At 65.7% G+C, this 23203-nt stretch carries 30 protein-coding genes; 27 read left to right on the plus strand and 3 right to left on the minus strand.

What is annotated here, in order from left to right:
* Positions 1-30: 30 nt before the first annotated feature.
* The 3 genes from ACFZCP_RS14455 (at position 31) to ACFZCP_RS14465 (ending at position 1083) form a co-directional block, all read left to right on the plus strand.
* Positions 31-471 carry a KTSC domain-containing protein gene (locus ACFZCP_RS14455; protein ID WP_391427221.1) on the plus strand — a complete coding sequence of 147 codons (441 nt, stop codon included), beginning with the start codon at positions 31-33 and terminating at the stop codon, positions 469-471.
* A gap of 33 nt (positions 472-504) precedes the next feature.
* Positions 505-747, plus strand: coding sequence for a hypothetical protein (locus ACFZCP_RS14460; RefSeq protein WP_391427223.1), 243 nt, complete (start codon positions 505-507; stop codon positions 745-747).
* Positions 748-882: 135 nt separating this feature from the next.
* Complete coding sequence (locus ACFZCP_RS14465) at positions 883-1083, plus strand: hypothetical protein (RefSeq protein ID WP_391427225.1); 201 nt, start codon at positions 883-885, stop codon at positions 1081-1083.
* 371 nt (positions 1084-1454) lie between these two features.
* Here the strand turns inward: ACFZCP_RS14465 and ACFZCP_RS14470 are convergent, their stop codons facing one another.
* Entirely contained in the window at positions 1455-1922 is a 468-nt protein-coding gene (locus ACFZCP_RS14470; RefSeq protein WP_391427227.1) for a hypothetical protein, read from the minus strand.
* A 130-nt stretch (positions 1923-2052) separates the two neighbouring features.
* Between ACFZCP_RS14470 and ACFZCP_RS14475 the strand changes: the two genes are divergently transcribed.
* From ACFZCP_RS14475 to ACFZCP_RS14490, 4 genes are read left to right on the plus strand one after another with little or no spacing between them, the layout of a single operon-like run.
* Positions 2053-3609, plus strand: a complete 1557-nt coding sequence (locus tag ACFZCP_RS14475; RefSeq protein ID WP_391427229.1) for a hypothetical protein — start codon at positions 2053-2055, stop codon at positions 3607-3609.
* A 10-nt stretch (positions 3610-3619) separates the two neighbouring features.
* Entirely contained in the window at positions 3620-4993 is a 1374-nt protein-coding gene (locus ACFZCP_RS14480; protein ID WP_391427231.1) for a hypothetical protein, read from the plus strand.
* Positions 4994-5006: 13 nt separating this feature from the next.
* Positions 5007-5216 carry a hypothetical protein gene (locus ACFZCP_RS14485; RefSeq protein ID WP_391427233.1) on the plus strand — a complete coding sequence of 70 codons (210 nt, stop codon included), beginning with the start codon at positions 5007-5009 and terminating at the stop codon, positions 5214-5216.
* Positions 5217-5231: 15 nt separating this feature from the next.
* On the plus strand, positions 5232-5738 hold the full coding sequence (locus ACFZCP_RS14490) for a hypothetical protein (RefSeq protein WP_391427235.1): 507 nt from the start codon (positions 5232-5234) through the stop codon (positions 5736-5738).
* A 49-nt stretch (positions 5739-5787) separates the two neighbouring features.
* Here the strand turns inward: ACFZCP_RS14490 and ACFZCP_RS14495 are convergent, their stop codons facing one another.
* On the minus strand, positions 5788-6315 hold the full coding sequence (locus tag ACFZCP_RS14495) for a GNAT family N-acetyltransferase (protein WP_391427237.1): 528 nt from the start codon (positions 6313-6315) through the stop codon (positions 5788-5790).
* Positions 6312-7565 (minus strand): XRE family transcriptional regulator, encoded by a 1254-nt coding sequence (locus ACFZCP_RS14500; RefSeq protein WP_391427239.1) that lies wholly within the window; start codon positions 7563-7565, stop codon positions 6312-6314. Before ACFZCP_RS14500 ends, ACFZCP_RS14495 begins: the two co-directional genes overlap by 4 nt.
* 255 nt (positions 7566-7820) lie before the next feature.
* On the opposite strand from ACFZCP_RS14500, the gene ACFZCP_RS14505 reads away from it, so the two are divergent.
* The 20 genes from ACFZCP_RS14505 to ACFZCP_RS14600 all read left to right on the plus strand — a co-directional run bounded on the left by ACFZCP_RS14505 (position 7821) and on the right by ACFZCP_RS14600 (position 23165).
* Positions 7821-8261: an ATP-binding protein gene (locus ACFZCP_RS14505; RefSeq protein ID WP_391427613.1), complete on the plus strand. Its 441-nt coding sequence runs from the start codon at positions 7821-7823 to the stop codon at positions 8259-8261.
* Entirely contained in the window at positions 8261-8698 is a 438-nt protein-coding gene (locus ACFZCP_RS14510; protein ID WP_391427241.1) for a DUF6415 family natural product biosynthesis protein, read from the plus strand. Before ACFZCP_RS14505 ends, ACFZCP_RS14510 begins: the two co-directional genes overlap by 1 nt.
* 384 nt (positions 8699-9082) lie before the next feature.
* Positions 9083-9379: a putative ATP-grasp-modified RiPP gene (gene tgmA / locus ACFZCP_RS14515; RefSeq protein WP_391427243.1), complete on the plus strand. Its 297-nt coding sequence runs from the start codon at positions 9083-9085 to the stop codon at positions 9377-9379.
* Positions 9376-10323 (plus strand): ATP-grasp ribosomal peptide maturase, encoded by a 948-nt coding sequence (gene tgmB, locus ACFZCP_RS14520; RefSeq protein ID WP_391427245.1) that lies wholly within the window; start codon positions 9376-9378, stop codon positions 10321-10323. The genes tgmA and tgmB overlap by 4 nt, the downstream gene beginning before the upstream one ends.
* Positions 10320-11438: an ATP-grasp peptide maturase system methyltransferase gene (gene tgmC, locus ACFZCP_RS14525; RefSeq protein WP_391427247.1), complete on the plus strand. Its 1119-nt coding sequence runs from the start codon at positions 10320-10322 to the stop codon at positions 11436-11438. Before tgmB ends, tgmC begins: the two co-directional genes overlap by 4 nt.
* A 129-nt stretch (positions 11439-11567) precedes the next feature.
* Positions 11568-11867 carry a DUF6087 family protein gene (locus tag ACFZCP_RS14530; RefSeq protein WP_391427249.1) on the plus strand — a complete coding sequence of 100 codons (300 nt, stop codon included), beginning with the start codon at positions 11568-11570 and terminating at the stop codon, positions 11865-11867.
* A 74-nt stretch (positions 11868-11941) separates the two neighbouring features.
* Positions 11942-12340, plus strand: a complete 399-nt coding sequence (locus ACFZCP_RS14535; protein ID WP_391427251.1) for a hypothetical protein — start codon at positions 11942-11944, stop codon at positions 12338-12340.
* An 82-nt stretch (positions 12341-12422) separates the two neighbouring features.
* Positions 12423-12578: a hypothetical protein gene (locus ACFZCP_RS14540; protein ID WP_391427253.1), complete on the plus strand. Its 156-nt coding sequence runs from the start codon at positions 12423-12425 to the stop codon at positions 12576-12578.
* 172 nt (positions 12579-12750) lie between these two features.
* Positions 12751-14475: a phage portal protein gene (locus ACFZCP_RS14545; protein WP_391427255.1), complete on the plus strand. Its 1725-nt coding sequence runs from the start codon at positions 12751-12753 to the stop codon at positions 14473-14475.
* Positions 14475-15263 carry a hypothetical protein gene (locus ACFZCP_RS14550; protein ID WP_391427257.1) on the plus strand — a complete coding sequence of 263 codons (789 nt, stop codon included), beginning with the start codon at positions 14475-14477 and terminating at the stop codon, positions 15261-15263. Before ACFZCP_RS14545 ends, ACFZCP_RS14550 begins: the two co-directional genes overlap by 1 nt.
* A 27-nt stretch (positions 15264-15290) precedes the next feature.
* Positions 15291-15443: a hypothetical protein gene (locus ACFZCP_RS14555; protein ID WP_383539653.1), complete on the plus strand. Its 153-nt coding sequence runs from the start codon at positions 15291-15293 to the stop codon at positions 15441-15443.
* 201 nt (positions 15444-15644) lie between these two features.
* Positions 15645-16571 (plus strand): N4-gp56 family major capsid protein, encoded by a 927-nt coding sequence (locus ACFZCP_RS14560; protein ID WP_391427260.1) that lies wholly within the window; start codon positions 15645-15647, stop codon positions 16569-16571.
* A 108-nt stretch (positions 16572-16679) separates the two neighbouring features.
* Entirely contained in the window at positions 16680-17033 is a 354-nt protein-coding gene (locus ACFZCP_RS14565) for a hypothetical protein (protein WP_391427262.1), read from the plus strand.
* 75 nt (positions 17034-17108) lie between these two features.
* Positions 17109-17447 carry a hypothetical protein gene (locus ACFZCP_RS14570; RefSeq protein WP_391427264.1) on the plus strand — a complete coding sequence of 113 codons (339 nt, stop codon included), beginning with the start codon at positions 17109-17111 and terminating at the stop codon, positions 17445-17447.
* On the plus strand, positions 17447-18079 hold the full coding sequence (locus ACFZCP_RS14575; protein ID WP_391427266.1) for a hypothetical protein: 633 nt from the start codon (positions 17447-17449) through the stop codon (positions 18077-18079). The genes ACFZCP_RS14570 and ACFZCP_RS14575 overlap by 1 nt, the downstream gene beginning before the upstream one ends.
* Positions 18079-18693 carry a hypothetical protein gene (locus tag ACFZCP_RS14580; protein ID WP_391427268.1) on the plus strand — a complete coding sequence of 205 codons (615 nt, stop codon included), beginning with the start codon at positions 18079-18081 and terminating at the stop codon, positions 18691-18693. The genes ACFZCP_RS14575 and ACFZCP_RS14580 overlap by 1 nt, the downstream gene beginning before the upstream one ends.
* A complete protein-coding gene (locus ACFZCP_RS14585) occupies positions 18681-19499 on the plus strand; it encodes a hypothetical protein (RefSeq protein ID WP_391427270.1) in 819 nt (272 codons plus the stop codon). Before ACFZCP_RS14580 ends, ACFZCP_RS14585 begins: the two co-directional genes overlap by 13 nt.
* Positions 19496-20026 (plus strand): hypothetical protein, encoded by a 531-nt coding sequence (locus ACFZCP_RS14590; protein ID WP_391427272.1) that lies wholly within the window; start codon positions 19496-19498, stop codon positions 20024-20026. Before ACFZCP_RS14585 ends, ACFZCP_RS14590 begins: the two co-directional genes overlap by 4 nt.
* 25 nt (positions 20027-20051) lie before the next feature.
* On the plus strand, positions 20052-21644 hold the full coding sequence (locus ACFZCP_RS14595; RefSeq protein WP_391427274.1) for a hypothetical protein: 1593 nt from the start codon (positions 20052-20054) through the stop codon (positions 21642-21644).
* Positions 21645-22109: 465 nt separating this feature from the next.
* Complete coding sequence (locus ACFZCP_RS14600) at positions 22110-23165, plus strand: hypothetical protein (protein ID WP_391427276.1); 1056 nt, start codon at positions 22110-22112, stop codon at positions 23163-23165.
* Positions 23166-23203 lie beyond the last annotated feature (38 nt).

Genomic DNA, 23203 nt, shown 5'->3' on the forward strand with positions numbered 1-23203 from the left:
GATGGACCGTCCAGAACCCTGGAGGCAAGGATGCCTAACCGCGGATGGAAGCCCCCGCCCGTAAAGCAGTTGCCCGAGCCGGCACTCGGCGGGAACCGGTACTCCAAGAGGCAGGTCGACCGACTCCAGGCGTACGACGAGCGGGACATGCGGCCGAAGACTCGCGCCGCGCTGGAAGAGTTCCGGGCGACCGGCGACACCGACAAGCTGCTGACGTTCCACACCTGGCCGAACCACACCATCGACCGGAACCGGCCCCGCACGGTGTCCGCCGGCTATGACTCCAAGAGCCACACCCTCCGTGTCGAATTCCGTAACGGTGAGGACGGCCGAGGAAGTCGCGGCGGCCCTATCTACGAGTACTACCGCGTCGATCCGAACGTGTGGAAGAACGTCCGCCGTACCGGATCCGAAGGTCGGAACATCATCAACAAGGCCCTCGAAGGCCACCCCTACCGGCGGATCCGTTAACACATTCGGAGAATCGACATTAGGGTGCGGCGCATGATCAGACTTCCTTTCTTCATACGCCGCGTTCCCACCCTCAAGGGCTGGCCTTTCACCTACAAGACCTGGACCACGGAGGTGTCGGAGCCGTTTCGCCGCGGCGCGACCCGCGTGTTCCGTCTTCCGTTCCGGCAGGGATTCGGCATCGGCCGGTGGACCGAGACCCTCCCGAGCGAGGATCACGCCCTGGTGGCGGTCCTGGGCCACCCGAAGCCGTACATCCCCGGCCGCGATGACTGACGAGGACCTGGCCCGCCGGCAGGTGGCACGCAGGAGCGAGGACGCGGACGAGGAATGGGAGCTGCTAGAGATGCTGGGGCTGGACGGATGAAGCTGAGACGACTACTGGAACGACTCTGGCCGGCACATCGGCTGATGGAGAAGGCGGAGCGGCGGGTCAAGCTGCTTCCGCTCGTCGAGCTGCTCGACGCGGCCGACGTCACCGGCTCCACGATCGCCGCGGCGCTGTACCGGCACCGCAAGCAGCCGAGCGAGGAGGCCCTGGCCGAGGCCGTGGACGGAGTGGTCGCCCTCGCCGTCATCGTCCGCGAGCTGGAGGATCGCCAGAAGGCGTAGCAGAGCCCCAACCCGGGCTACCAGATTGGGGATGCTATGTCGATCAGCCCTGTTCGCAAATGCACCCCTTACAGTGCCGACGTTTTCTCCCGCGTGCTACCGGCTTACGGAAGTCCAGCCGTACTGGCCCAATGCGTACGCTCTCAAAGTGATACCGCGCAAACAGCGTGAGGTATCCGATGCTAGCGACTGGTATGGCGCCCAAATGCAAGATCTCTTGCATAGCCCAACTCCTCCTCCTTTTGGGAGCCTGAGCTGAGAACTTAAGCGCCCTGCACGAATGGCTGTGTGCACGAGGGGAAGTAGGTAACTCGCTGTTCGACATGTCCAGTCTGCGCCTGCCAGCACCGTTTTGTCCAGCATGGTGGCCACTAGGTAAGCGGGAACGCCCAGGAGACGCAGAAGATGTAGAAGACGAGGCTCGACGCGGCGATAGTGCCGGAAAGCGTGAGCAGGTGGACGCCGCCCTGTGCCCGGCGCAGCGATGCCTCGACGCGGCCGGCGTACGGGCCGACGTGGAAGCCCGCCCAGCGCCTGCGGCGGGTGAGGCGGAAGGCGATGCCCGTGTAGATGAGCACGGTGAGCGCCATGGGGGCGAGGGAGTCCCGGAACGAGCCGGAGGCGTGCCAGGTCTGGGCGCCGACGTAGACGGTGAGCACGGTGAAGAACGCGACGGCAGCCCGGTAGGCGAACACGATGCGCCGCTCGATGACGTTGCCGGCGGCCACCAGGTACGCCTGACGGTCGGTGAGTCCGTGTCCCGGCTCGGATCTGACTCGGTCGGCCTGTCCTATGACGGCCTGTGCGAAGTCGTCCTCGGCCCCCCAGTTGATTCCCATTTCCCGCCCCCTGCGTATGTGCGTGTTGTGTGAAGCAAGCGTAGTCCTGTTGTGGGCTTGACGTGCTAACACAATTCTCAAGTCCCTTTTTACCCTGATTGCACCGAATTGGAGCAATGTGGGGTAATGCATGACATCGACGGTTGAAGACGGGGCCCGAATAGATGACGACGAGGAGTTCAAGCTCCCTGTCAATGCCGAGGTGTCCCAGGAGACCGTCGACCGCATCATCGAGAAGATGCTGCTCGTCATCGACGAGCTGAGCGGACACCCCCTGCGCGACTACCAGGTGCCGCTCGCGCGCCGGATCCTGGAGTCGATGATCCTCGGCGACACCGCCAAGATCACCGCCTGCTGGGCCCGCCAGTCCGGGAAGTCCGAGACCCTCGCGAACACCCTCGCCGCCATCTTGATCATGTTCCCGCGCCTCGCGCCGATCTTCCCCAACCTGCTCGGCCGCTTCCGTGAGGGCGTCTGGCTCGGAGCCTTCGCGCCGGTCGACGACATGGCGGACAACATCTACGGGCGTATCGTCAGCCGGCTGACCTCCGAGCGCGCCCAGGAGCTGATGGCCGACCCCGAGATCGACGAGAAGGTCGTCGGCAAGGGCAAGGAACTGCGCTTGGTCAAGTGCGGCAGCCTCGTCCGCAAGCAGACCTGCCACCCGCGCGCCCAGATCGAAGGCCGCACGTACCACGTGGTGTTGATCGACGAGGCCCAGGTCGCCGACGAGAAGGTCGTCAACAAGAGCATCTCGCCCATGCTCGCCTCGACCCGAGGCTCCATGATCTTGACTGGGACCCCCACTTACACCAAGGGAATCTTCTACAAGATCATCCAGCAGAACAAGCGATTCGCCACCAGCCGCGGCGCACGGGCGAACCACTTCGAGGCCACCTGGAAGGACGTCGCGAAGGCGCACCCCGACTACGGCGTCTACATCCGCGGCGAGATGCTCACGATCGGCGAGGACAGCGACGAGTTCCGCCTCTCCTACCGGCTGCAATGGCTGCTCGATCGAGGAATGTTCACCACCTCCGAGCGGATGGAAGAACTGGGGGACCGGTCGATGCAGATCGTCCACGCCTGGCATCGCACGCCGGTCATCGTGGGCATCGACCCCGCCCGCAAGCAGGACAGCACGATCGTCACGGTCGTCTGGGTGGACTGGGACCGGCCGGACGAGTTCGGCAACTACGAGCACAGGGTCTTGAACTGGTTCGACCTGGCCGGCCTCGGCTGGGAGGAGCAGTACTACCGCATCTGTGATGCGCTGGCGAACTACAACGTCCTGGCTATCGGCATCGACGCAGGCGGCATCGGAGACGTGGTGGCCAGCCGGCTGCGTGTCCTTCTGCCCGGCGTCGACATCATCGACCTGCCCTCCGACCGCGGCGCCCAGTCCAAACGGTGGAAGCACCTGATGGAGCTGATGCGTACGGACAACATCTCCTGGCCGGCGCACTCCAAGGTCAAGCGCACCAAGACCTTCCAGCGCTTCCGCACTCAGATGGAAGACGCCGAACTCGACTTCCAGGGGCCGAACGTCATCGTCCACGCGCCCGAGGAGGCCGGAGCCCACGACGACTACGTGGACTCCCTCGCTAACGCCGTCTACATGACCGCCGACCTGTCCATGCCCGAGGTCCAGGAGGAGTCCAACTTCTTCTACGCCAGAGCTGCCTGAAAGGCCCTGCATGCCCCGTCCCGACGCAATCGTCACCGAGACGACCGGCGCCTCCAGATCCAACGACTCCTCCTACACCCGCACCCAGTACGACCCGCTCGGCGCGGCCGACCAGGTCCTCGCCCAGGCGAAGGCGTACGCCGACATCGCTGTGTCCTCCGGCGGCACCACAACCGGCGCGGTCCTGATCGACGCTGTTCCCGGCACCCTCGCCACACTGCCCGCCGGCCGCACCGGAGCCACCGCCACCGGACTGAGCCTCGGCTCGACCTACCCCAGCGACGACGTCGCAGGCGGCATCGACGGCACCGGCCGGCTCAACCTCTACAGCTACCAGCGCGCCTACGTGAACGGATTCGGCGAAACAATCCGCCACTTCCTCATGCGCAAGGACGCCAAGGCCATGGAAGCCTGGTACATGCCCAAGAACGGGTATGACGCCAACCGGGACCCGGTCGCCGGCTCCTGGCAGGCCGTCGCCTGGACGGGGGCGCACTTCGAGGCCAACTCCCACAGCGGACTGCACGCACACTGGGAGCTGGAGATCCCCGACTCCACTGGAGCGCTCCAGGGGCGGCTCGAAGCACCCTTCGCGGACCAGACGACCGGCGTCATCGGCCTGGACAAGACACAACTGCTGACCAACCTGGCCGATTTTGTCGTCCGCTGCCACGGCACCAGCTCAACGGGCGCAGACATGGTCCAGGTCCTGCGCCTCCAGGCCACCGCCGGCTTCGAGAAGTCGTTGGACTTCTCCAACGACACACAGGGCACCCAGCGGCGCTTCAAGATCCGCGTCACCAGCGACCCTGAGACCGGAGCCAACGCAGGCGCGAACTTCCAGATCCTCCGCTATGACGACGCTGGCACCAACATCGACCAGCCCTTCATCATCACCAGGTCGACCGGTGCCACAACGATTGGCGGACTCACCGGAACGGCCGGCGGGCTTGTGGTCAACCGCAACGGCACCGCCGCAGCACTCCAGGTCAACACCCTGTCCATCGCCGGCATCGGTATCGGCGTCACCACAATGGACACCACCGGCCGCGTGATCCAGGGCGACGTGACCGGCGACGCCAACCGGCGCCTGGTCATCTACGCCGACGGCAAGCACGAATGGGGCGATGGGACCACCACGCGGGACACCACGCTCTACCGCTCCAGCCCCAGTGTCCTCAAGACCGACGGCACCTTCCACGTCGTCGCCAACATCCGGGTCAACACCACCTCGGTCGGCAGCGGCGTCGGCGTCATCGGCATGGCCAACGCCACCACCATCCCCACCACCAATCCGAGCAGCGGCGGCGTGCTGTACGTCGAAGGCGGCGCGCTGAAGTACCGCGGCAGCAACGGCACCGTAAGCGTCCTTGCTGCGGCCTGATAGAAGGAACACCATGCACGCGCACGACCCCGAAATCGACCTGCCCGGAGAACCCTCCGCCTCCGCCACCGAGATCGACGCACTCACCGCCGCCCGCGCCCTCCTCGCGCAGGAGCAGCAGGACCGCATGCAGGCATGCGCCGGCGAGATCGAAGCCGTCCTCCAGCGCTACGGCATGCGCCTGGAGATCACCCCCGCGCAGATCACCCTCGCGCCGGCATAACCGCCAGGGGAGCAGATGACCATCGACCCCAGTTACCACAGCTACGACCCCAACGACCCGTACAACATCCCCGGCTGGACGGCGATCAACCAGCTCCCCGGCGTCGGAACCCCGACGACCAACCCGCCGGCACCCTTCCCCGCCGACGTCGCCGTCCAGAACGTCGTGGCGACCTACATGGCGGAAGGCGGCCAGCCGCTGCCCGGCAGCGTGCTCGTCCAGGCAGACCGCCGATACCGAGACAAGGCGACCGGGGACCTGGTCGTCCCCAACGCTCGCCGGCTGAAGGTGGTCAACGGAGCCCTCAGCGTCGACCTGCCGGCCAGTAACGACCCGGATCTCGACGAGCCGTTCTTCTACAGCGTGCACGAGGTCGTCCCCGGCGGACGGAAGTTCATGATCAGCGTCCCTTACAGCGCCACCGGTCCGCTCCGGCTCCACGACCTGGTCGTCGAGATGGACTACAAGGAGATCCAACCGCCTCGCATCTACTCCCTCAGCCCGCCGACAGGCGGCTTCTAACACATGAGCGCCCCGCCTCCACTACCGGAAGCGGGGCGCTCTTCGTCGTTCAGGCCCGCAGGTCCTTGACCATCACGGCGTACAACGGCGAGTCGGCGAACGGCCGCTGCTCGCCGACCTTTGCGTATCCCCAGGACTCGTACAGGTCCTGCACCTTCGGGTGGGTCACGTCGACCAGGAGCACGGCCAGGTCCTCGGTGCGCTGCTTCAGCAGGGCTTCATGCAGTCGATCGGAGATGCCCTGCTTGCGCCAGCGCGGGCGCACCATGACCTCCGAGACGGCGTAGGTAGAGGTGTAGCCGTTGTTGGGCTGGTAGTCGGTCTTGCGCCACCATTCGCGGCCCGGCTGGAGCGGGGCTCCGTAGGCGAAGCCGGTCGGCTCCTCGCCGTCGAATGCCACGACGCAGTTGAAGCCATTCATGGCCGACCAGTGGTCGACGAACCAGGGGAAGCGCTGGTTGAACTCGTCGTCCATGGCGTCGGCGTAAGCGTCCGCGTGCACGTCGATCAGCAGTTGCTTGAATCCCTCTGGCAGACTGCCGTGCTGGTAGTGCCGCAGGTCGATCACGCTGGTCACGCTCGACTCCATTCATCTCGCATACGATCTGCCCAGTCACGGGCGTAGGACGTGGACGGCGCCAGGCGGAATAGGTCTCGATGAAAGTCTCCAACCAGGGTCCGCATTCGTCCAGGTAGTCGCGCGCCATCCATGATGGCGAACACGTTAGCGGCCGTTTGCGTCGCCTGTTCCGGCTCGCCTTGCTGGAGCTGTGCGTGCGCGAGCTGGCACGTGGCCAAGGCCCGGTTGCGGCGGAACTCGACCGGGATCCTGGCGAGCGCCCGATGCGCCATAGCCTCGCCGTCGGCGTACTGCCCGTTGCGGTTCATGACGATCGCTGCGAGGTGGTTAAGCTCGGCTGTGCCGTAGAAGGCAGTCCACCGCGGGCGCTCTTCGTCAGCAGCCCTTCGGAACGTCTCTTGGGCGGAGCCGAGGGAGCGCTCGGCGGCCTTCGCGTCCCCGAGCGTCGCGTACGCCAGAGCGACTCGGACGCGGCCCATGGACCTGAAGAACGGATCCCGCCGTGCGGCCAGCGACGCCTGGGCCGCCTGGGCTGCCGCGAGTTGCTCCGGTCCGTTCTTGCGCTGGTAGGCGAGCATGGTCTGGTTCATCCAGACCCGCATCTCCGTCGGCGGATCCTGCGAGAGGCCGGCAAACGTCGTCGCCTCGTGGAGGTGCTTCTGTGCCTCGTCCAGTTCCCGCAGGTCGATGTAAGCCCACGCCGCGATGGTGGTGAACTCTGCGGCCAGCGCGTACAAGGCGTTGCGCACGCGCTGGCTGGCGTTGCGCTGTTGAAGGTCAAGGACCTCTGATCGTCCTTCGAGGGCAGCCGCCGCCAGCTTCGTGTGTCCGCCTTGGCGGTCGTCCGCTTCGATGAGCGCGTTCATCCCCGCCGTGGCGCGCTGCACGTCGGACATGCCGACCCCGCGTCGCTGTCTGATGAGGGGAGCCGCGCCGGCTGCCGATCCGGTGGTTGAGGCGAGGAAATCGCGACGCCGCACAGGGTCCTCCGGGGGGTGTTGCATGGAGCGTGGTGCGCTGAACCCTAAATCCTCGACGGGGCAGCCGAACACACGCTCAAGCGCTACGCACGTACGGCCGATCGGCCGCCGACTCGATCCATTGAGCAGGTTCCGGACCGTCCGTGCAGAGATATCCCCTGGTCGCCCAGTGATGTCCCAGAGCGCATCGTTGAGCTTGAACGCCAACTCGTCCTGATTAAGCCCGAGTTCATCCATCCTGCCTTTGAGGGCGAGGTTCACTCCCATGCAACGACGGTAGCCCCGAGTGACAGTCCGCGACCAGGTGTTAGGTAATGAGAGCTTAAAGTCTTCCGGTTGGGGTGCTTGCTACGAAACAGAAGTCTTCCTGTATTTCGTCGCGCGGCGGCCGTTGACTGGACATCAACCGCCGGGGCTTGCCATCCAGGTTCCCCCTACCCGGCGTTGTGGAGAGAGCCCGGCCCTGATCATCCGCCGACGGGGCCGGGCGACCCACCCCCACGGAGGGATCACCTCGTGACGATGACTGTTGCCAGAGCCGCTGGGACGGACGTCCCCAGCTACACAGAGACGTGGCCGTGCGAAGACGCGTCGGCGCCCAAGGCTCGCCAACTCGTCTCGGTGGCCCTGTCGTTGTGGGGGATAGGCGCGTCGGAGCGCGCGGAGGACATCCTCCTGATCGCCTCGGAACTCGTCGCCAACGCGATCACGCACTCCGGCCGTCGGGCCTTCCGGATCAGGGTGTCGCGGATCGACCGGACGACCGTCAAGGTCATTGTCGGTGACACGAACCGTGCGGTGCCGACACTCCAGCAGGAGGACTTCGACTCGGAGAACGGTCGCGGCCTGCGCCTCGTAGACGCGCTGAGTACCAACTGGGGGTACGACCCCAAGCCCTGGGGCAAGGTGGTCTGGGCTGAATTGCGGGTGCCGAACGAGTCCGCGTGCACGCAGGAGTCCTGATGTCTCAGCCCGTGTTAAGCCTGCATCCGAATCCAGACGTCATACCGAAGTGGCAGCCTCCCTTCGATCCCAGCCAACTGCGCGGCGTGCTGGCGAAGATGAGCGGGTGGCGGCCACTCGATCTGGATGCCGTCTACGACGACCTGGACCAGGTCCTCGGGGAGCACACGCCAGCGGCCGAAGACCTTGGCGCTGTCAGTGATCGTCTGCGAGATGTTCTCCGACAGCTCAGCAACATCGCATACGCAGACCCCGTGTTCAGCCCAGGACCGGAGATCACCGCGCTCGTCCAGCGCGGAGAAGAGCTGCGCAGCGAGGAACCGTCCCGTGACTACCGACAAGCCCTCGGGCAGTCCCGGCGGCTCGCCTTGACGACATCCGACCTCATCGACCGTCTCATCGAAGAGCGGCACATCAAGGACGACGACCAGACATGACCAATGCCTGCGGCACCGACCGAGAACGTGTGGCGGCCAACCTCAGACGCATCGCGGCACTACTCGACCCGCCGCCTCCCACCGTGAAGGACCGCTGCCGCTCCGCACGATACGCAGCGTGCGAGTGGTGGAGTCGGCACGTGACGCACCGCAAGCTGTACCGGCAGTTCGACTCAGTCCAGCGACTGATGGAGCTGAAACGGCAGCGGGACGGCCTGCCACAGATCGCCGACCCCACACGTCGGTTGAGAAACGACTTGTCCGTCGTACTGAGCGACCTCGACGACGGACCCATCTAAGCCCCCGCCCCGGTCGGTCTCACTTGGACGGTCGCCTGGCCGGGGCGGGTTCTCTGTTCCACCACTGCGATCCATAGGGAGAGGTATGTTCGTCCACTCTGACCGCTTGCCCGCCAGTCCCGCAGTCCCGCAGGGAACCATCACCCCGCGTCCGTGGGGGGTGAGCCGCATGGCGCCCTACCCCACGATGGCCCCTGGGTACGCGACCGCCGAACTCGACCCGAACACCCAGACCACCATCTTCTTCAACGGCGCCGGGCAGGTCATGGAGATGCCCGGCCACGGCACCAGCACCGGCACCACCCCGTCCACCGGCACCAGCCCCGACGGGCAGGGTCAGGGCAACACGGACTCCGACACGGGGAGCGACGGCGACCAGTGAGTGATCCACGTCCGGTGTTGGTCGTCACCAGCCTGTACGACCCCACCGCCGACGTGGTGATCAGCGAGCTGCACGACCGGGACATCCCGGTCGTGCGGCTCGACTCGGGGGACTTCCCCGCATCACTGTCGGTGGAGGCAGAGATCACCCCGCAGGGCATCCAGGGCCGCCTCCTCACGCCCTCCCGCACTGCGGACCTGGCCCACGTGCGTGCCCTGTACTACCGCCGGCCGTCGGGGTTCGCCTTCCCGCACCTGAGTGAGCAAGACGCGCGGTTCGCTGTCACCCAGGCCAGATACGGACTCGGGGGAGTGCTGGCGGCGCTGCCCGGCTGCCTCTACGTCAACCATCCGCACCGCATCGGGGACGCCGAGTTCAAACCGGCTGGGCTCGCGGCGGCAGTGGAAGCAGGCTTCTTGGTACCGCCCACGCTCATCACGTCCAGCCCCGACGCAGCCAGGGCGTTCGTCAAGCGGCACGACTCCGTCATCTACAAGCCGCTGTCGAACCCCGTGTACCTCATCGACGACGTTTCCTCCGTCGTCAAGGTCGCAGAGGTGGGGGCCGAGGACATCGACGAGAGCGTGGCCGGCACGGCGCACCTGTTCCAGCAGCGAGTCCCCAAGTCGGCTGACGTCCGTGTGACCGTCATCGGCTCCAAGATGTTCTGCGTCCGCATCGACTCCGACCTCCTGGACTGGCGCACTGACTACAGCCGGCTGCGCTACACGCCCGTGGAGCCGCCGCCGAGGATCGAGCCGGCACTCCACCACTACATGCGCCACTTCGGACTCGTCTTCGGGGCTTTCGACTTCTGCATCGACGAAGACGGGCAATGGTGGTTCCTGGAGTGCAACCCCTCCGGCCAGTGGTACTGGCTGGAGCCCGAAACGGGTCTGCCAATGCGCGCAGCCCTGGCAGACCTTCTGGAGAGGAAGACGTGACCGACGAAGCACACCTCCGCAAGCAGCTCCTCGACGCGCTCACGGCCAACGGCAGTCTGCGCACGGAGCCGTGGAAGCGCGCCGCCGAGAGAGTGCCCCGGCACGAGTTCCTGCGGGGCGGGTTCTTCCGCCGCGTGGAGGGGGCAGTACCCGGCGCGTGGGCGCCCGTCATGGAAAACGACGCCGACTGGCTGAGCGCCTGCTACGAGGACGAGTCGCTGGTCACCCAGATCGCTGGCACCGTCCTGCCTGCCGACATCCGCGGCCAGATCATGCGAGCGCCGACCAGTTCCAGCACGCTGCCGTCCCTCGTCCTGCGCATGCTGGAGGACCTCCGCGTCGAGCAGGACGCGCAGGTACTGGAGATCGGTACCGGCACCGGCTACTCGACCGCGCTGCTGTGCGCGCGGCTGGACGAGGAGCGCGTCACATCGATCGAGTACGACGAGACCGTGGCCTCGCGGGCACGGACCGCCCTCGCCAGGCAGGACATGTTCCCGGTGATCGTCACCGGAGACGGCCTCCTCGGCTACGCCCCATCAGCTCCGTACGACAGGATCATCGCAACCTGCGGGGTACGAACGGTACCCACCGCGTGGATCGAGCAGACCCGGCCGGGCGGGCTGATCCTGACGACCATCGGCGGCTGGCTCGACTCGTCGGAGCTGGCCCGGCTCACCGTCCATGACGACGGCACAGCGTCCGGACCACTCCTGAGCGGCCAGGTCAGCTTCATGCTCGCGCGCCCGCACATGGCTCCGTCCCTCGGTCTCCTCCCCGACCTGAACGAGGGCAAGGAACGCGAGGCCGTCATCGGCAGCGACGTGCTGGCCGACTGGACGACCCGCTTCGTCGTACAGCTCGCTGCGCCTCGCGCTCAGCGGCTGACGATGGAACGGGACGGACACCAAGAAGACGTACTGATCGACGCGGAATCCGGCTCCTGGGCAGCCATCTACGAGGACGCCGGCCGATGGATCGTGCGGCAGGATGGTCCCGAAGCCCTGTGGGACGCAGTCGAAGAACAACTCGGACGCTGGCACGCCGCTGGTACTCCGGCACTGGAGGAGTTCACGGTCAGCGTCACACCGGAAGGCCAGACCATCACCTGGTAGGTCCCCAGAGCGGCCCCGCCCCTCCGCTTCCCCCGTGGCGGACGGGCGGGGTCTTGCACCTTGTCTGACCAGGCTTACCGGTCTGCCGCTACCATCTGAGCGGCCAGTACCGACGTAAGGAACAGCCGGATGGACGACGAACCGCTGTCAGAATGGGCGGAGCGCCGTGACGCGAAGATCGGCCGGCTTCGAGCCGTCCCCATCGTCTCGGGCGACGGCCCCAGCGGTTCGCACCTGAAGCCGGATGCACCACGTGCGATCGAGCGGTGGAACGGGCACGCTTGGGAGCCCCACGGATTCGCACAGAACCTTGCCGAGGCGCAGCGCATCCTGTTCCCCGATGCCCAAGTGGCTGCGGCACCAAGCCCCGTGGTGAACCCGCTCAGTGCCGGCAAGGGCAGGCACAGGAAGCCGCCGGCATCGCGCTGACGAAGTCCTATAACACTTTCCTGAAATGCACCTCACCCTTGATCTGAGACGTCTCGCAAGGAATTGAGGAACGCATGGCAGGAAATCTCGCCCCGAACCCGAGTTTCCCGGAGAAGGGACAGTACGACTACGGCGTCAAGTCTGGCGTCAACACCGCCCGTCGGGGCCGCCTCCGTTTCGAGGAGGGCGTCGCCACCGACACCGACATTCCGCAGGAATTCGGCAAGGGCGTGATGCAGGGGTACAAGACTGCGCCGGGCCGGAACAACCACAACGAAAACGTCTTCGAGAAGCCGGCGGCCGAGACCATGCGCGAGCGGGCCCACGTCGGTTCCGCGGCCTGGCCCGAGGCTCCCGAGTTCCTCGGAGGCTTCGCCCACGGCGCCGGCCACGGCGCGGAGCAGCGCTTCGAGATGGTCGTCCGCGACGGCCGGCACCAGGAGCGACCGAACTACGCCAAGACCACCGACTGAGATCACACTGGTCAAGGCTGGTCGCAGGGCGCCTGCCGGGTGAGGATGGTGATGCACCACCGTTCCGCCAGCAGGAGGCACCATGGCCACCCCCGCAGACCTCTCCAACCCGACGCTCGTCAAGGAGTACGTCCTCGGCAGCACCGACGAGGCGATTGCCGCGAAGTACGGCCTGGACGCCGACGAGGTGGCACGACGCCGACACGCGATCGGGCTGCACAAGGTTTCGCCGCAGTAGCCGACCCGGCTTCCCGCAAAGGCCCTCCAACCGCTGGGGGGCCTTTGTGCTGCGCTAACACTCCCAGCGGCCCCCGTGTGAGGATTGGGCATAGCGCAATTCGTCACATCCATTCGTAGCACCGCGCCTCCCTACAGGTGCACCATTCGGTGCTTAGTCGAGGATGTGTCGGTTGTCCTTCGCCTTCTTTCCGCCGAATCAGCGCGCGGCTGGCTCGGACCTCACCATCTCCATCAGCCCGCTCGGCCTGGTGGAATTGTCGGATCAGGACTTTGAAATTCATGGCCCGCGCCTGAACCGGTATGCCACCAACTTTGCTTTCTTCCTCGGCCACCACTGGGCCTACAGGAGGGAAGCCGGCGAACCGCAGATCACCCTGAACTATGTGGCGACGTTCGCGCGCTACATCAACAACTTCTGCTTCTCCAAGGGTGTGAAGTTCGCGGTTCCCAAGCGGTACGAGCACATCGTGCCGGCGCTCCTGAAGCGGGTTTGGGAGGTAGACAACAGCAAGCAGGCCCTGCTGAACACCATCGGTGAGCAAGGTGGTGTCACGGGCGATTCTTTCGTCAAGGTTGCGTACGAGCCCGCGTGGGTCGATTCGGCTGGCGGTATCCATCCGGGCCGCGTCCGCATCCTTCCCCTGAACAGCGCTCACTGCTTTCCGGAATACCACCCGCACGACAGAGATCGTCTGGTCGCCTTTCGCCTCCGCTATAAGTTCTGGACAACTGGCGCAGACGGGGCTCGGGTAATGATGACTTACACCGAGCGGCTGACCGACACACAGATCGACGAGTTCCTCAACGACGAACTGATCGACTCCCGCCCCAATCCGCTCGGCATACTTCCGATCGCGCACATCCGGAACATAGCCGTGTCAGGCTCCCCCTGGGGACTCTCCGATATCGGCGACATCATCTCGATCAACCGTGAACTGAACGAGAAGATGACCGACATCAGCGACATCATCAACTACCACGCGTCGCCGACCACGATCATCCAGGGCGCCAAAGCGACCAACCTGGAGCGTGGTCCTCGGAAGATCTGGGGCGGCCTGCCGGAAAAGGCCAAGGTCTATAACCTTGAGAACGGTGTCGACCTTGCCGGCCCTATGGGATACGTCCAAACCCTCAAGACCGCCATGCACGAGATCATGGGCGTCCCGGAGTCGGCGCTCGGGCAGATGCAGCCGATCTCGAATACCAGTGGCGTGGCTCTGTCAATTCAGTACCAGCCACTGATGAACCGTAACAGCATCAAGCAGATGAACTACGGCATCGGCCTGAAGCGCATCAACGAGCTGGTGCTCCGGACGCTTTTCTGCCACGAGCCCGAGACGCTGCTGTACGACCCGCGCACCGAGGGCATCAAGACCGAGGAAGAGCAGCCGGACCTCATCGACCCCAATGACGCCGAGGTCTACAACGTCGACTGCGTCTGGCCGATGCCCCTGCCGGTTGACAACCTCGTCAAGCTCAATGAAATCCAGGCCAAGCTCGCCATCGGCCTGGAATCCAAGCGCAACGCCCTCGTCGAACTCGGTGAGGAATTCCCCGACGAGCGTCTGGAAGAGATGTTCAGCGAGCAGCGCCGGGATGTCATCGAGCAGGGGGCCCTGGAGCTTATCAAGGCAACCATTTCCTCTGCTATTCTCCAGATGACTGGAATTGCTACTGAGGAAAGTGGTAAGCCAGCCCCGTCAAGCGGGGGAAACCCGGACCAGTCCGGATCTCCCGCTGGCAATGCTCAGACCGGAGTTCTTCCCGGAGCAACCGGGATCGACCTCGGTGTGGACACCAAATCGTTGATCGACCAATTCGTGACCATGGCGTACGGCACAAAGCTGCCGCAGAGCCGGAATTCGGAGGATGCCAGTAACCAGGAGACGAGCTAATGACTGTTCCGGCCACCGCCACCGCCCCTGCCCCCAACAGCAACCTGAACGAGCCGGTGATCACCGTCCCGATCGTTCCCCAGGAGCCGACGACCCCGCCGGCTGAGGGCCGCTTCACCGCCGAGGACCTGGAGAAGGTCAGGCGCGAGGAGCGCGAGAAGCTGTACGGCCGCCTGTCCCAGCAGGACGAGATCCTGAAGGCGACCAAGGAGGAGCTGGAGGCCGTCCGCAAGGCCCGCGAGGAGAAGGAAGCCTCCGAGGTTTCCGCCCGCAAGAAGGCCGAGGACGAGGCAGAGGCGAAGCGACAGGCGGAGCTGTCCGCCAAGAGCCTGCTCAAGGAGCGCGAGGAGGAGTGGGAGCGCCGCTTCACCGACCTCCAGTCCAAGTACGAGCAGGACCGGGAACTCTTCGCACGCGAGCAGGAGTTCCAGCGGCTTCAGGCCGTGCGCAGCGAGCTTCTGGCCGCTGCTGCCGACGACATCGCGCCCGAGCTGGCCGATCTCGTCCAGGGCAACACCGAGGACGAGCTGCGCAACAGCGTCGAGTTGATGAAGACCAAGAGCGCAGCCATCGTCGCCCAGATCCAGCAGACCCAGGTCGCAGCGCGGGCCTCGATGCGAGGCACCGCTCCCACCGGTTACGGCGTCGGTCCGGCCGACACGGACGCCGGCTACCGCCAGTACTCCGCTGGCGACATCAAGAACATGTCCATGGGCGAGTACGCCAAGCTCCGCGGTCAGCTCCTGCCGGCCGCCGGCAACGCGGCGCGTCAGGGCATGTTCGGCTAATCCGCCGCACAAGTAAGGAAGCAAAGTATGGCATCTGCCATCACCGGTACGCCGCGTCTGTCGGCGTCTCCGACCAACTACTCCGGCTCGAACTCGCAGCTTTCTCCGGCCATTCAGGAACTCTGGTCGAAAGAAATCCTGTTTCAGTCGATGCCGATTCTCCGGTCTCGGGCCGCCTGACCCAGTGATGGGTCAGTGAGAACCACGCTGTATCGGTGAACCCCTCCTCCTCGTAGCACTCATTCGTAGCACGGGGAATACCGAGGGAACCCAACACCTGGGACTCCGTAGAGACTACACGCGAGGCACCTCCAACAGGTCCAGCTCTTAGGTGAGAAGTGAGCTGGAACTGGAGGCGAAGATATAGTCCGATCTTGCGGGATGGAAAACCGTAAGAGCCAGGCAGAAATGATCTGGCCCCGCATCCAGCGGGTAACAACGCGAATTGTCGAGCAGTTCGCAGTCAAGAAGACCGAGCTGGGCGTTTCCCCCGGCCTCGTGATCCACTTCATGCGGTACGACAACCTGGGCTCGGCGAGCCAGCTCGTCGAAGGCGTCCGCATGGAGACGCACGCGCTGACGGCGTCCCAGTTCTCCATCACCGTCTCCGAGCACGGCTACGCCATCGCGGTCAGCGAGTTGCTCCTCAACTCGTCCTTCGACGACGTGCTCGCGTCCGGCTCGCGGCTGCTGGGCCGCAACATGGCCAAGTACCTCGACGAGCAGGCGCGCGACACCCTGCTCCAGGCGTCGTCCGTCCTGTACGGCTACGACAAGTGGGCCACCACGGGTAACGCGATCACGCGTGTCTCCCCGTATGACAAGGGTGCGCCGGCCGCGAACCGCGCCGGACTGACCGGCAACTACCGCTTCACCTCGGCCCTGGTCAAGGACATGGTCGAGACCCTCGCGACCCGCAACATCCCGCGTCTCGGCGATGTGTACGTGTGCTTCGTCCACCCGCACCAGTCGCGCTGGCTGCGTGAGGACCCGACCTGGATCGAGTCCTCGAAGTACGCACAGCCGGGCGCGTTCAGCCTCGGCGAGATCGGCCGCATCGACGACGTGATTTTCATCGAGACCACACAAACGAAGAAGATCGACAACGGCAACGGCACGACCCCTGCGGACGTCTACCAGAGCATTTGCATTGGTGACAACGCCTTCGGTCACGCGATCTCCCTGCCGGTCGAGCTCAGGGACGGCGGTGTCCAGGACTTCGGACGAGAACACCTTCTGGCCTGGTATTCTATATTTGGACTCGGTCTAATCACGGACGCGTCCGTGGTCATCGCCGAGACCAACTGAGGCATTCGCCATAGCGAAGTAATTCCTTCGCATCTCTCTGACGAGCAGGCTCCGCATTGGAGCCTGCTTGTGAGAATCCCACAACACTGTCTTGAGTAGGAGAACCACATGGCGACTGCCCGCAAGCCCGCCGGAGACCTCACCGGCCGCACGGCGGAGAAGCTCGCGGCGGAGCGCGACGCCGAGGCCAAGGAGCGCGCGAAGAGCATGGCGACGGCGACGATCGTCGCGGAGGCCGAGAAGTCCAACACGGTCGTCGACTACGTCGACAAGCCCCGGCCCGAGGTGGAGGAGCAGCCGGTCGTCGTCGAGGAGTCACCGCGGGAGATCCGCGTGAACACCAACCTCACCGACGTCGTCATCGGCCAGGGCAACTACCTGACCTTCGAGGTCGGCGTGCCCTACCGGGTACCGGCGTACGTCGCCGACCACCTGGAGGAGAAGGGCCTGATCTGGCACTGAGCCAGCCCCTGAGCCCACGGGGGAGAGGGGTCTCCCTCTCCCCCTTTTCGTCTGCGCCTTTCCAGGAGAAATCTCGTGAGTGACATCCAGCTCGGTCAGCCCTATGTGCTGACGGCTGAAGGCGGCTACGGCAACGGTGTTGGCTCCGTCCCACAGGGCTCCGTGGTGACGCCGTTCGAGATCGTCCCGCCCGGCACAGCCGGCGTCGGCTACTGCGTTGAAGACGTCGTCCTCTCCGCCTACGAGGACACGGTCACCTTCCCCGGCGCGTCGGTCGACCGCACACTCGCCATCGCGGTCTCAACGTTCGACGGCGCCTTCACCCTCCAGACGGACCTGCCGGCCGCGCCGACCGAGCCGGAGCAGCCTGTCGTTCCGTCCGCCCCGGACCCCTCCCCGACGGGCGGTGTGTGATGGCCAGCGGATACCTCACCCGGCAGGCTGCGCATGCGCTGCTCACCCTCATGACCGGGGGCGGGGAGGACAGCACCTCCGGCACCGACGCCGTGGCCGACCGGCTGCTGAAGGCGCACCAGATTCGGCACTGGGGCGGGGGAGATGCGAGTGCCCCAGGAGCCTGGGCACCCAAGGCGTACCTCCTTCACCTCCTGGACCAGGTCGACGCGATGGGCTCCGCTGCCGTACGGACCACGGTTCAGGCACTGCCGGACGACCCGAGCGGGTCGGTGTACCTGGCGCTGTCGACGGCCGATCCGGGAGACATCGCCGCCAGCCTGGCGAACGAACTTGCGGCAGCCGGCTATCAGCGGCAGGTCGTACCCCTGTCCGCGCCCAAGACCGGTGGACAGTTCGTCATCCAGTCCGGGACACCCTCCGAGGTCGACCTCGTCGGCAGCGTCGTGTTCGGTCCGTTCACCGATCCCACCGGTTCCGGCGCTGCTGTGACGCACATGGCTCTGGTCACAGCTCCGACCGGCACCGACTACGCCGTGCTGGCTGTGTGGCCGCTGGACGTTCCTGTCACCGCCGCCCAGGGCGAATCGCTGCTGGCTCAGTCCGGCTCACTGACGATCAAGGTGAACTGATGCCCGGGTACCTCTCTCAACTCGCCGAGCGCGCTGCCCTCCAGTACGTGACCTCGACGTCCGGCACCAGCCTGCCCTCCCAGTCCATGCTGCGGAACTACATGATGCGGGTCTACCAGCAACAGGGACTGACGGGCCTGGCCGCCAGTCTGCCGGTCGCCTTTCTGAACTCTTTCGCCAGTCAGGCGAAGGCGGACACCAACGGCTCATGGCTGAGCGGCCTGATCGCTGGCCGGACAGACGTGAGTGGCTCCGCATACCTGGCCCTTCTGACCAGTGATCCGGGAAGGGCCGCCACGGCGACGGACCTTGCAGCAGTGGAAGTGTCCGCTACCGGTTACAGCCGGCAGCCGGTGACCTTCTCCCTGGCGACATCTCCTAGCGGTGGAGGTTCCGGTACCAGCAACTCCGCAGCCGTGATCTATGGCCCCTTTACCGGCAGCAGCGGCCTGGGCGCGGTCGTGACGCACGTGGCCCTGTCAACCGTCCCGGCAACCGGCGGAGGACTGATCGCTGTGTGGCAGCTCGACGTCCCCGTCTCTGCCTCCCAGAACGAAAACCTCATGCTGAACACCGCCGGCCTGGCGATTGGGCTCGACTCATGGCAGAGCTAACCCGACTCCTCGCCCGCATGCGCTCCGAACTCGGTGACTTCGGAAGCGGCTTTCGCGACGTCCTCGCCGGTACGGGGGAGTTGACGGACTACGACCTCAGTTCCGTCAACGTCACCCTGTCCCGCGTCAGCCTCCTCAACGGTCAGGCCCTCACCGACCTGGTCGCCGGCACCGACTACGAGGTCGACGGTCGCGAAGGGCGCATCACGCTCCTCGGCCAGCACGCACCGCTCCCGCTCGGGCAGACACTCATCGTCGAAGGCTCGGCCGCCGGCATGTTCACCGACGAGGAATTGGCTCAGCACCTGCGCGATGCCGTGCTCCAGCACTGCCACAACCGCCACGTCACTGTTCGGTACCGCTCGCCGAACGGCTTCATCCGGTACGCCGACGAGGCACTCACGCTGGACAACCTCCCGGACGTCGAGGAGCTGCCGCTGGTGCTCCTTGCCGTGGTCAACGCGCTGTGGGCGGTCGCCACCGATGCCTCAAGCGACGTTGACATCAGCACGGGCGAAGGCACCCACGTCAGCCGCAGCCAGCGCTACACCCAGGTCCTGCACCAGATCTCGGTGATGACCGACCGGTACGAGGAACTGTGCCGGCAGCTCAACATCGGGCTATTCAGGATCGAGATGGCCAACCTCCGCCGGGTCTCTCGCACCACCGGCCGCTACGTGCCCGTCTACGTCGACCGCGAGTACGACGACAACGCATACCCGGAGCGGGTGCTGCCGCAGATCGACAAGCATGACGTCGACCCCTCCGGCATCCCCAACCCCACCTACAACGGGTGGGCCGCATGAGTAGAGCCGACTGGAAGCGCGGCCGGTTCTCCGCCACGGAAGAGGGAGAGCGCATCGACCAGGGGCTGCGCGCGTGGCAGCGCCACGTCGGGGACGTCATCGCCTACTGGCGCTTCTCCCACAGCCGTTCGGTGAGCCACGACATCTACGACGAGAGCGACGAGGGTGGCCTGGCCTACGACGGCCCGTGGCCCGTGCCCGTCCTGCACGCCACACACGTCGAAGCCGGCGACCAGGAGAACGACCGCGGCTTCTACACCGTCGACACGCTGGAGATCTCGGCTGTCTTCGCCCAGGTGCAGAAGATCGGCCTCACTCAGGCCGACATCCACAACGACCAGTACCTACGGGACCGGATCGCCTACGACGGCCGGCTCTTCCGCATCACCCAGATGTCCATCCTCGGGCAGATCCGCAGGCAGGACGTCCTCGTGTCCATCACCGCCGTCGAGGTCAAGCCCGACGAGCTGACCGCGGACTCCGTCTTCGCCCAGTACATCCCCGCCGCGGGAGCCGGCGAGCGCTGAGCGCCCGGCACATCAAGGAGCCCCATTGGCCACCTACGAACGTCCTGACGCCTTCGTCGAGGAGCGTCTGACCACCTACGCGGACACCGTCACCACCGGCACCACCACCTCCACCGACTACGTCACCTCCGACCAGGCCGACGCCCGCTACCAGCAGCTCGGCCAGCCCGTGAACCTCACGCTGTCCGCGAGCCAGGGGCAGGCCATCACGGTGAAGCAGACCTCCGACACCAAGCCGCGCCTCCAGGTCGGCTCGGACGCCGTCGTCGCGTTCGGTACCGGCTCTGCGGACCCCGACGTGAACCTGAAGCGCGTCGGCCCTGGCCTGCTCGGTACGGATGGCTCCCTCTCCCAGGGCGGCCACACCGTCCTGGACGTCTCCCAGGTCGCCGTAGCCGGCGGGCTCGCCTCCCTCGGCACCGACGGAAAGCTCCTCGCGAGTCAGCTCCCGGCCAGCGCAGGGGGCGGCTCGTCGAACCCGAACACCGCCCTCGCCACCACGAAGGGCTACTACGTACCGCCGAGTTGGGGCGAGTTCTGGCGGGTCAAGCGCGACGCAGCGAAGACCGGGGCAGGCAAGGCGACCGTCGCCGTCGTCGGCGGTGCAGCCGCCGCAGGCTTCCCCGCATCCAAGCTGCGCGCCAAGGGCTGGCCGGGCGTCCTCACCACGTCGCTCCAGGGCACCTATGGCGACGGCGGAAGCGGCTACTACACCTCCCTGCTCAGCTCGCTGGGCATCATGGGCTACACCAGCACCGCCTCCTGGACCAGCGAACTGATCGGCCAGGTCGGCACCTGGGCCATCGGCGGCTTCATGGCGGGCCCCGGCTGGGGCTACGTGTACTCCAAGACGCCCGGCGACAACCTCACCTTCACGGTAAGAGGCACGAGCGTCACGATCTACACGCTCGGCGCGGACGGCCAGCACTCGCCCTGGTCCTACAGCATCGACGGCGCCACGGCGGTCGCCGTCACCGACACGGCCACCACCGGCCTCGCGGTCATCACCACCAAGATCACCGGCCTGGCCGTCGGCACACACACGGTCAAGCTCACGCACACCGGCACCGCGAGCCAGTACCTCTCCGTCTGCGGTGTGGCCGGCGAAAACGCCACGGGCGTCGTGCTCAACAACTTCGGCCGCCGCTACGCCATTGCGAGCGAATACCTGCCGACGCTGAAGGTCCCGTGGAACGGCGGACCGTCCTACCCGGCCGACGTCGTCATCTACGCGGTCAGCCTCGACGACATCGTCAGCGGAATCGACGCAGACGCCTGGGCGACCAACGTACGCCAGCACCTCAGCAACATCCGAGACGGCGGAGCCGCAACCGGCGCCACCGACATCGTCATTGTTCTCCCTCACGTCGGAACAGCAGACACCGCGACCTTCTGCTATCAGGACTTTGTCGACCGCGCCCACGCTCTCGCCCGCACTTTCCAGGCGGCAGTCATCGACCTCTGGGCTCTCGGTCGGAACTCGTGGAACTACTGGAACTCCCTGTCGTACTGGGGCGATACCGCAAATCCGGGCGCCGCAGGTACGGACGCATTCTTCATGTCAGACGCCGGCCACTCCTACGTCGCAGGAGTCATCAACGCGCTCCTTTCGAGCTGACAGAGAGTTCCCATGGTTATTCCTCAGATGCCGCTTGTCATAGCGGTAGCCAAGAGCCAGGTCGGCGTTCACGAAGGGTATGTCGAGGGCGGCTGGAACAACCTCACCCGATACGCCTACGAAGTCCCCACCCTCGCCTGGGCGGATGGCCAGTCGTGGTGTGACACATTCGTCTCGTGGGTAGCTATGCGAGCCGGTGTCGCCAGCCTCTTCCCTCGCACCGCGGATTGCTCTGCCTCCATTACCTGGTGGCAGGCGGCCAACCGATGGAGCTGGTATCCGGCGGTCGGGGCACAAGTCATGCTGGGCCCAAGTGGAGCTGACCACACTGGGCTCGTTTACGCCTTCGACTCCGTTTTCATTTACACGATCGAAGGAAATGGAAACGTAAACGGTACCGACGAAGGCGACGGCGTCTATCTGCGAAAGCGGAAGCGTACGGACACCAACGTTTACGGGTACGGCTTGCCGGCGTACGGCGAGGGCATCATCACCGCAGACTCCTCGCTGAAGGGCCTGGCGGGCTACATCTACGCGACCTCCCACACCGGCCCCGGTCCGGCCACTCTGCGCCAGGGCGCCTGGATGGTCGACAACCTGGTCACCGGCACGCTCGCCATCAACGGGCCCGCGAACGCGGGTCGCCTGTTCATCCAGCAGAACGACCCCGACACCGTCGGCCTGGAGGTCACGGCGGCGTCTTCGCCCAACCAGTCCCTCGTCAAGTTCCGGGACACCAACGGCAACGTCGCGTTCGAGATCAACGCCGCCGGCCAGATCATTCACCGAGGCCAGGCACTGCACACCAGCAGCATCCAGATCGGCTCCGCCACCCCCGACCTCGGCGGAGGCGGCGGTGTCCTCGGCATCAAGGACGCGTCCCCGGCCCCGACGACCAACCCCACGGGCGGCTCACTGCTGTACTCCGAGGGCGGTGTCCCGAAGGTGCGCACCGCGGGTGGTGCCGTCGTCGACCTGTCCACCGTTCCCAGAAACGAGTGGCGCCCCAGCGATCACGGCCTGGTCGCCTGGACGATGGACCCGGCCTCCTGCTCCACGGCCGGCACCACCCTCAGCACGGGATACATCTACTTCGTCGAGATCGTCCTGCGGAACGCAGCCACGATCACGAGCCTGTGCGCGAACCTCGGCAGCGGTGGCACCGGCCTGACCGCGAGCCAGTGCCTGGCCGGGCTCTACACCTCCAGCGGCACGCGCGTTGGCGTGACGGCCGACATGTCGACGACGTGGAATTCCGCAGGCGACAAGACCATGGCGCTCACGTCGTCGTACAGCGCGGCGGCAGGTAAGTACTACATCGCCTTCCTGGTGAACGGGACGACGAGCCCCACTTTCGCGTGTGGCAGCACCCTCGGCAGTTTCACCCCCGGAAATGCTCACCTCACCGCCGGCAATTACAGGTTCTGCCGTTCCGCGTCGGGCCAGACCTCGCTGCCGACGAGCTACACGATGACGAGCGCGACTCCGGACGCGAACAACGTCTGGGCTGCCGCTGCCTAAATCCGGGCCTGTAACAGATTCCTGCGAATGCTGTAATC

Source organism: Streptomyces sp. NPDC007971 (genome assembly GCF_042958635.1).
Lineage (GTDB): Bacteria > Actinomycetota > Actinomycetes > Streptomycetales > Streptomycetaceae > Streptomyces.

Coding starts and splice junctions, on each gene's coding strand:
- ACFZCP_RS14550 (WP_391427257.1), top strand. CDS start 14,475: ATGACTGTTCCGGCCACCGCCACCGCCCCTGCCCCCAACAGCAACCTG.
- ACFZCP_RS14580 (WP_391427268.1), top strand. CDS start 18,079: ATGCCCGGGTACCTCTCTCAACTCGCCGAGCGCGCTGCCCTCCAGTAC.
- ACFZCP_RS14475 (WP_391427229.1), top strand. CDS start 2,053: ATGACATCGACGGTTGAAGACGGGGCCCGAATAGATGACGACGAGGAG.
- ACFZCP_RS14585 (WP_391427270.1), top strand. CDS start 18,681: ATGGCAGAGCTAACCCGACTCCTCGCCCGCATGCGCTCCGAACTCGGT.
- ACFZCP_RS14500 (WP_391427239.1), bottom strand. CDS start 7,565: ATGGGAGTGAACCTCGCCCTCAAAGGCAGGATGGATGAACTCGGGCTT.
- ACFZCP_RS14540 (WP_391427253.1), top strand. CDS start 12,423: ATGGCCACCCCCGCAGACCTCTCCAACCCGACGCTCGTCAAGGAGTAC.
- tgmA (WP_391427243.1), top strand. CDS start 9,083: ATGTTCGTCCACTCTGACCGCTTGCCCGCCAGTCCCGCAGTCCCGCAG.
- ACFZCP_RS14510 (WP_391427241.1), top strand. CDS start 8,261: ATGTCTCAGCCCGTGTTAAGCCTGCATCCGAATCCAGACGTCATACCG.
- ACFZCP_RS14575 (WP_391427266.1), top strand. CDS start 17,447: ATGGCCAGCGGATACCTCACCCGGCAGGCTGCGCATGCGCTGCTCACC.
- ACFZCP_RS14490 (WP_391427235.1), top strand. CDS start 5,232: ATGACCATCGACCCCAGTTACCACAGCTACGACCCCAACGACCCGTAC.
- ACFZCP_RS14455 (WP_391427221.1), top strand. CDS start 31: ATGCCTAACCGCGGATGGAAGCCCCCGCCCGTAAAGCAGTTGCCCGAG.
- ACFZCP_RS14460 (WP_391427223.1), top strand. CDS start 505: ATGATCAGACTTCCTTTCTTCATACGCCGCGTTCCCACCCTCAAGGGC.
- ACFZCP_RS14480 (WP_391427231.1), top strand. CDS start 3,620: ATGCCCCGTCCCGACGCAATCGTCACCGAGACGACCGGCGCCTCCAGA.
- ACFZCP_RS14485 (WP_391427233.1), top strand. CDS start 5,007: ATGCACGCGCACGACCCCGAAATCGACCTGCCCGGAGAACCCTCCGCC.
- ACFZCP_RS14530 (WP_391427249.1), top strand. CDS start 11,568: ATGGACGACGAACCGCTGTCAGAATGGGCGGAGCGCCGTGACGCGAAG.
- ACFZCP_RS14565 (WP_391427262.1), top strand. CDS start 16,680: ATGGCGACTGCCCGCAAGCCCGCCGGAGACCTCACCGGCCGCACGGCG.
- ACFZCP_RS14470 (WP_391427227.1), bottom strand. CDS start 1,922: ATGGGAATCAACTGGGGGGCCGAGGACGACTTCGCACAGGCCGTCATA.
- ACFZCP_RS14590 (WP_391427272.1), top strand. CDS start 19,496: ATGAGTAGAGCCGACTGGAAGCGCGGCCGGTTCTCCGCCACGGAAGAG.
- ACFZCP_RS14505 (WP_391427613.1), top strand. CDS start 7,821: ATGACTGTTGCCAGAGCCGCTGGGACGGACGTCCCCAGCTACACAGAG.
- ACFZCP_RS14555 (WP_383539653.1), top strand. CDS start 15,291: ATGGCATCTGCCATCACCGGTACGCCGCGTCTGTCGGCGTCTCCGACC.
- ACFZCP_RS14465 (WP_391427225.1), top strand. CDS start 883: ATGGAGAAGGCGGAGCGGCGGGTCAAGCTGCTTCCGCTCGTCGAGCTG.
- ACFZCP_RS14535 (WP_391427251.1), top strand. CDS start 11,942: ATGGCAGGAAATCTCGCCCCGAACCCGAGTTTCCCGGAGAAGGGACAG.
- ACFZCP_RS14560 (WP_391427260.1), top strand. CDS start 15,645: ATGGAAAACCGTAAGAGCCAGGCAGAAATGATCTGGCCCCGCATCCAG.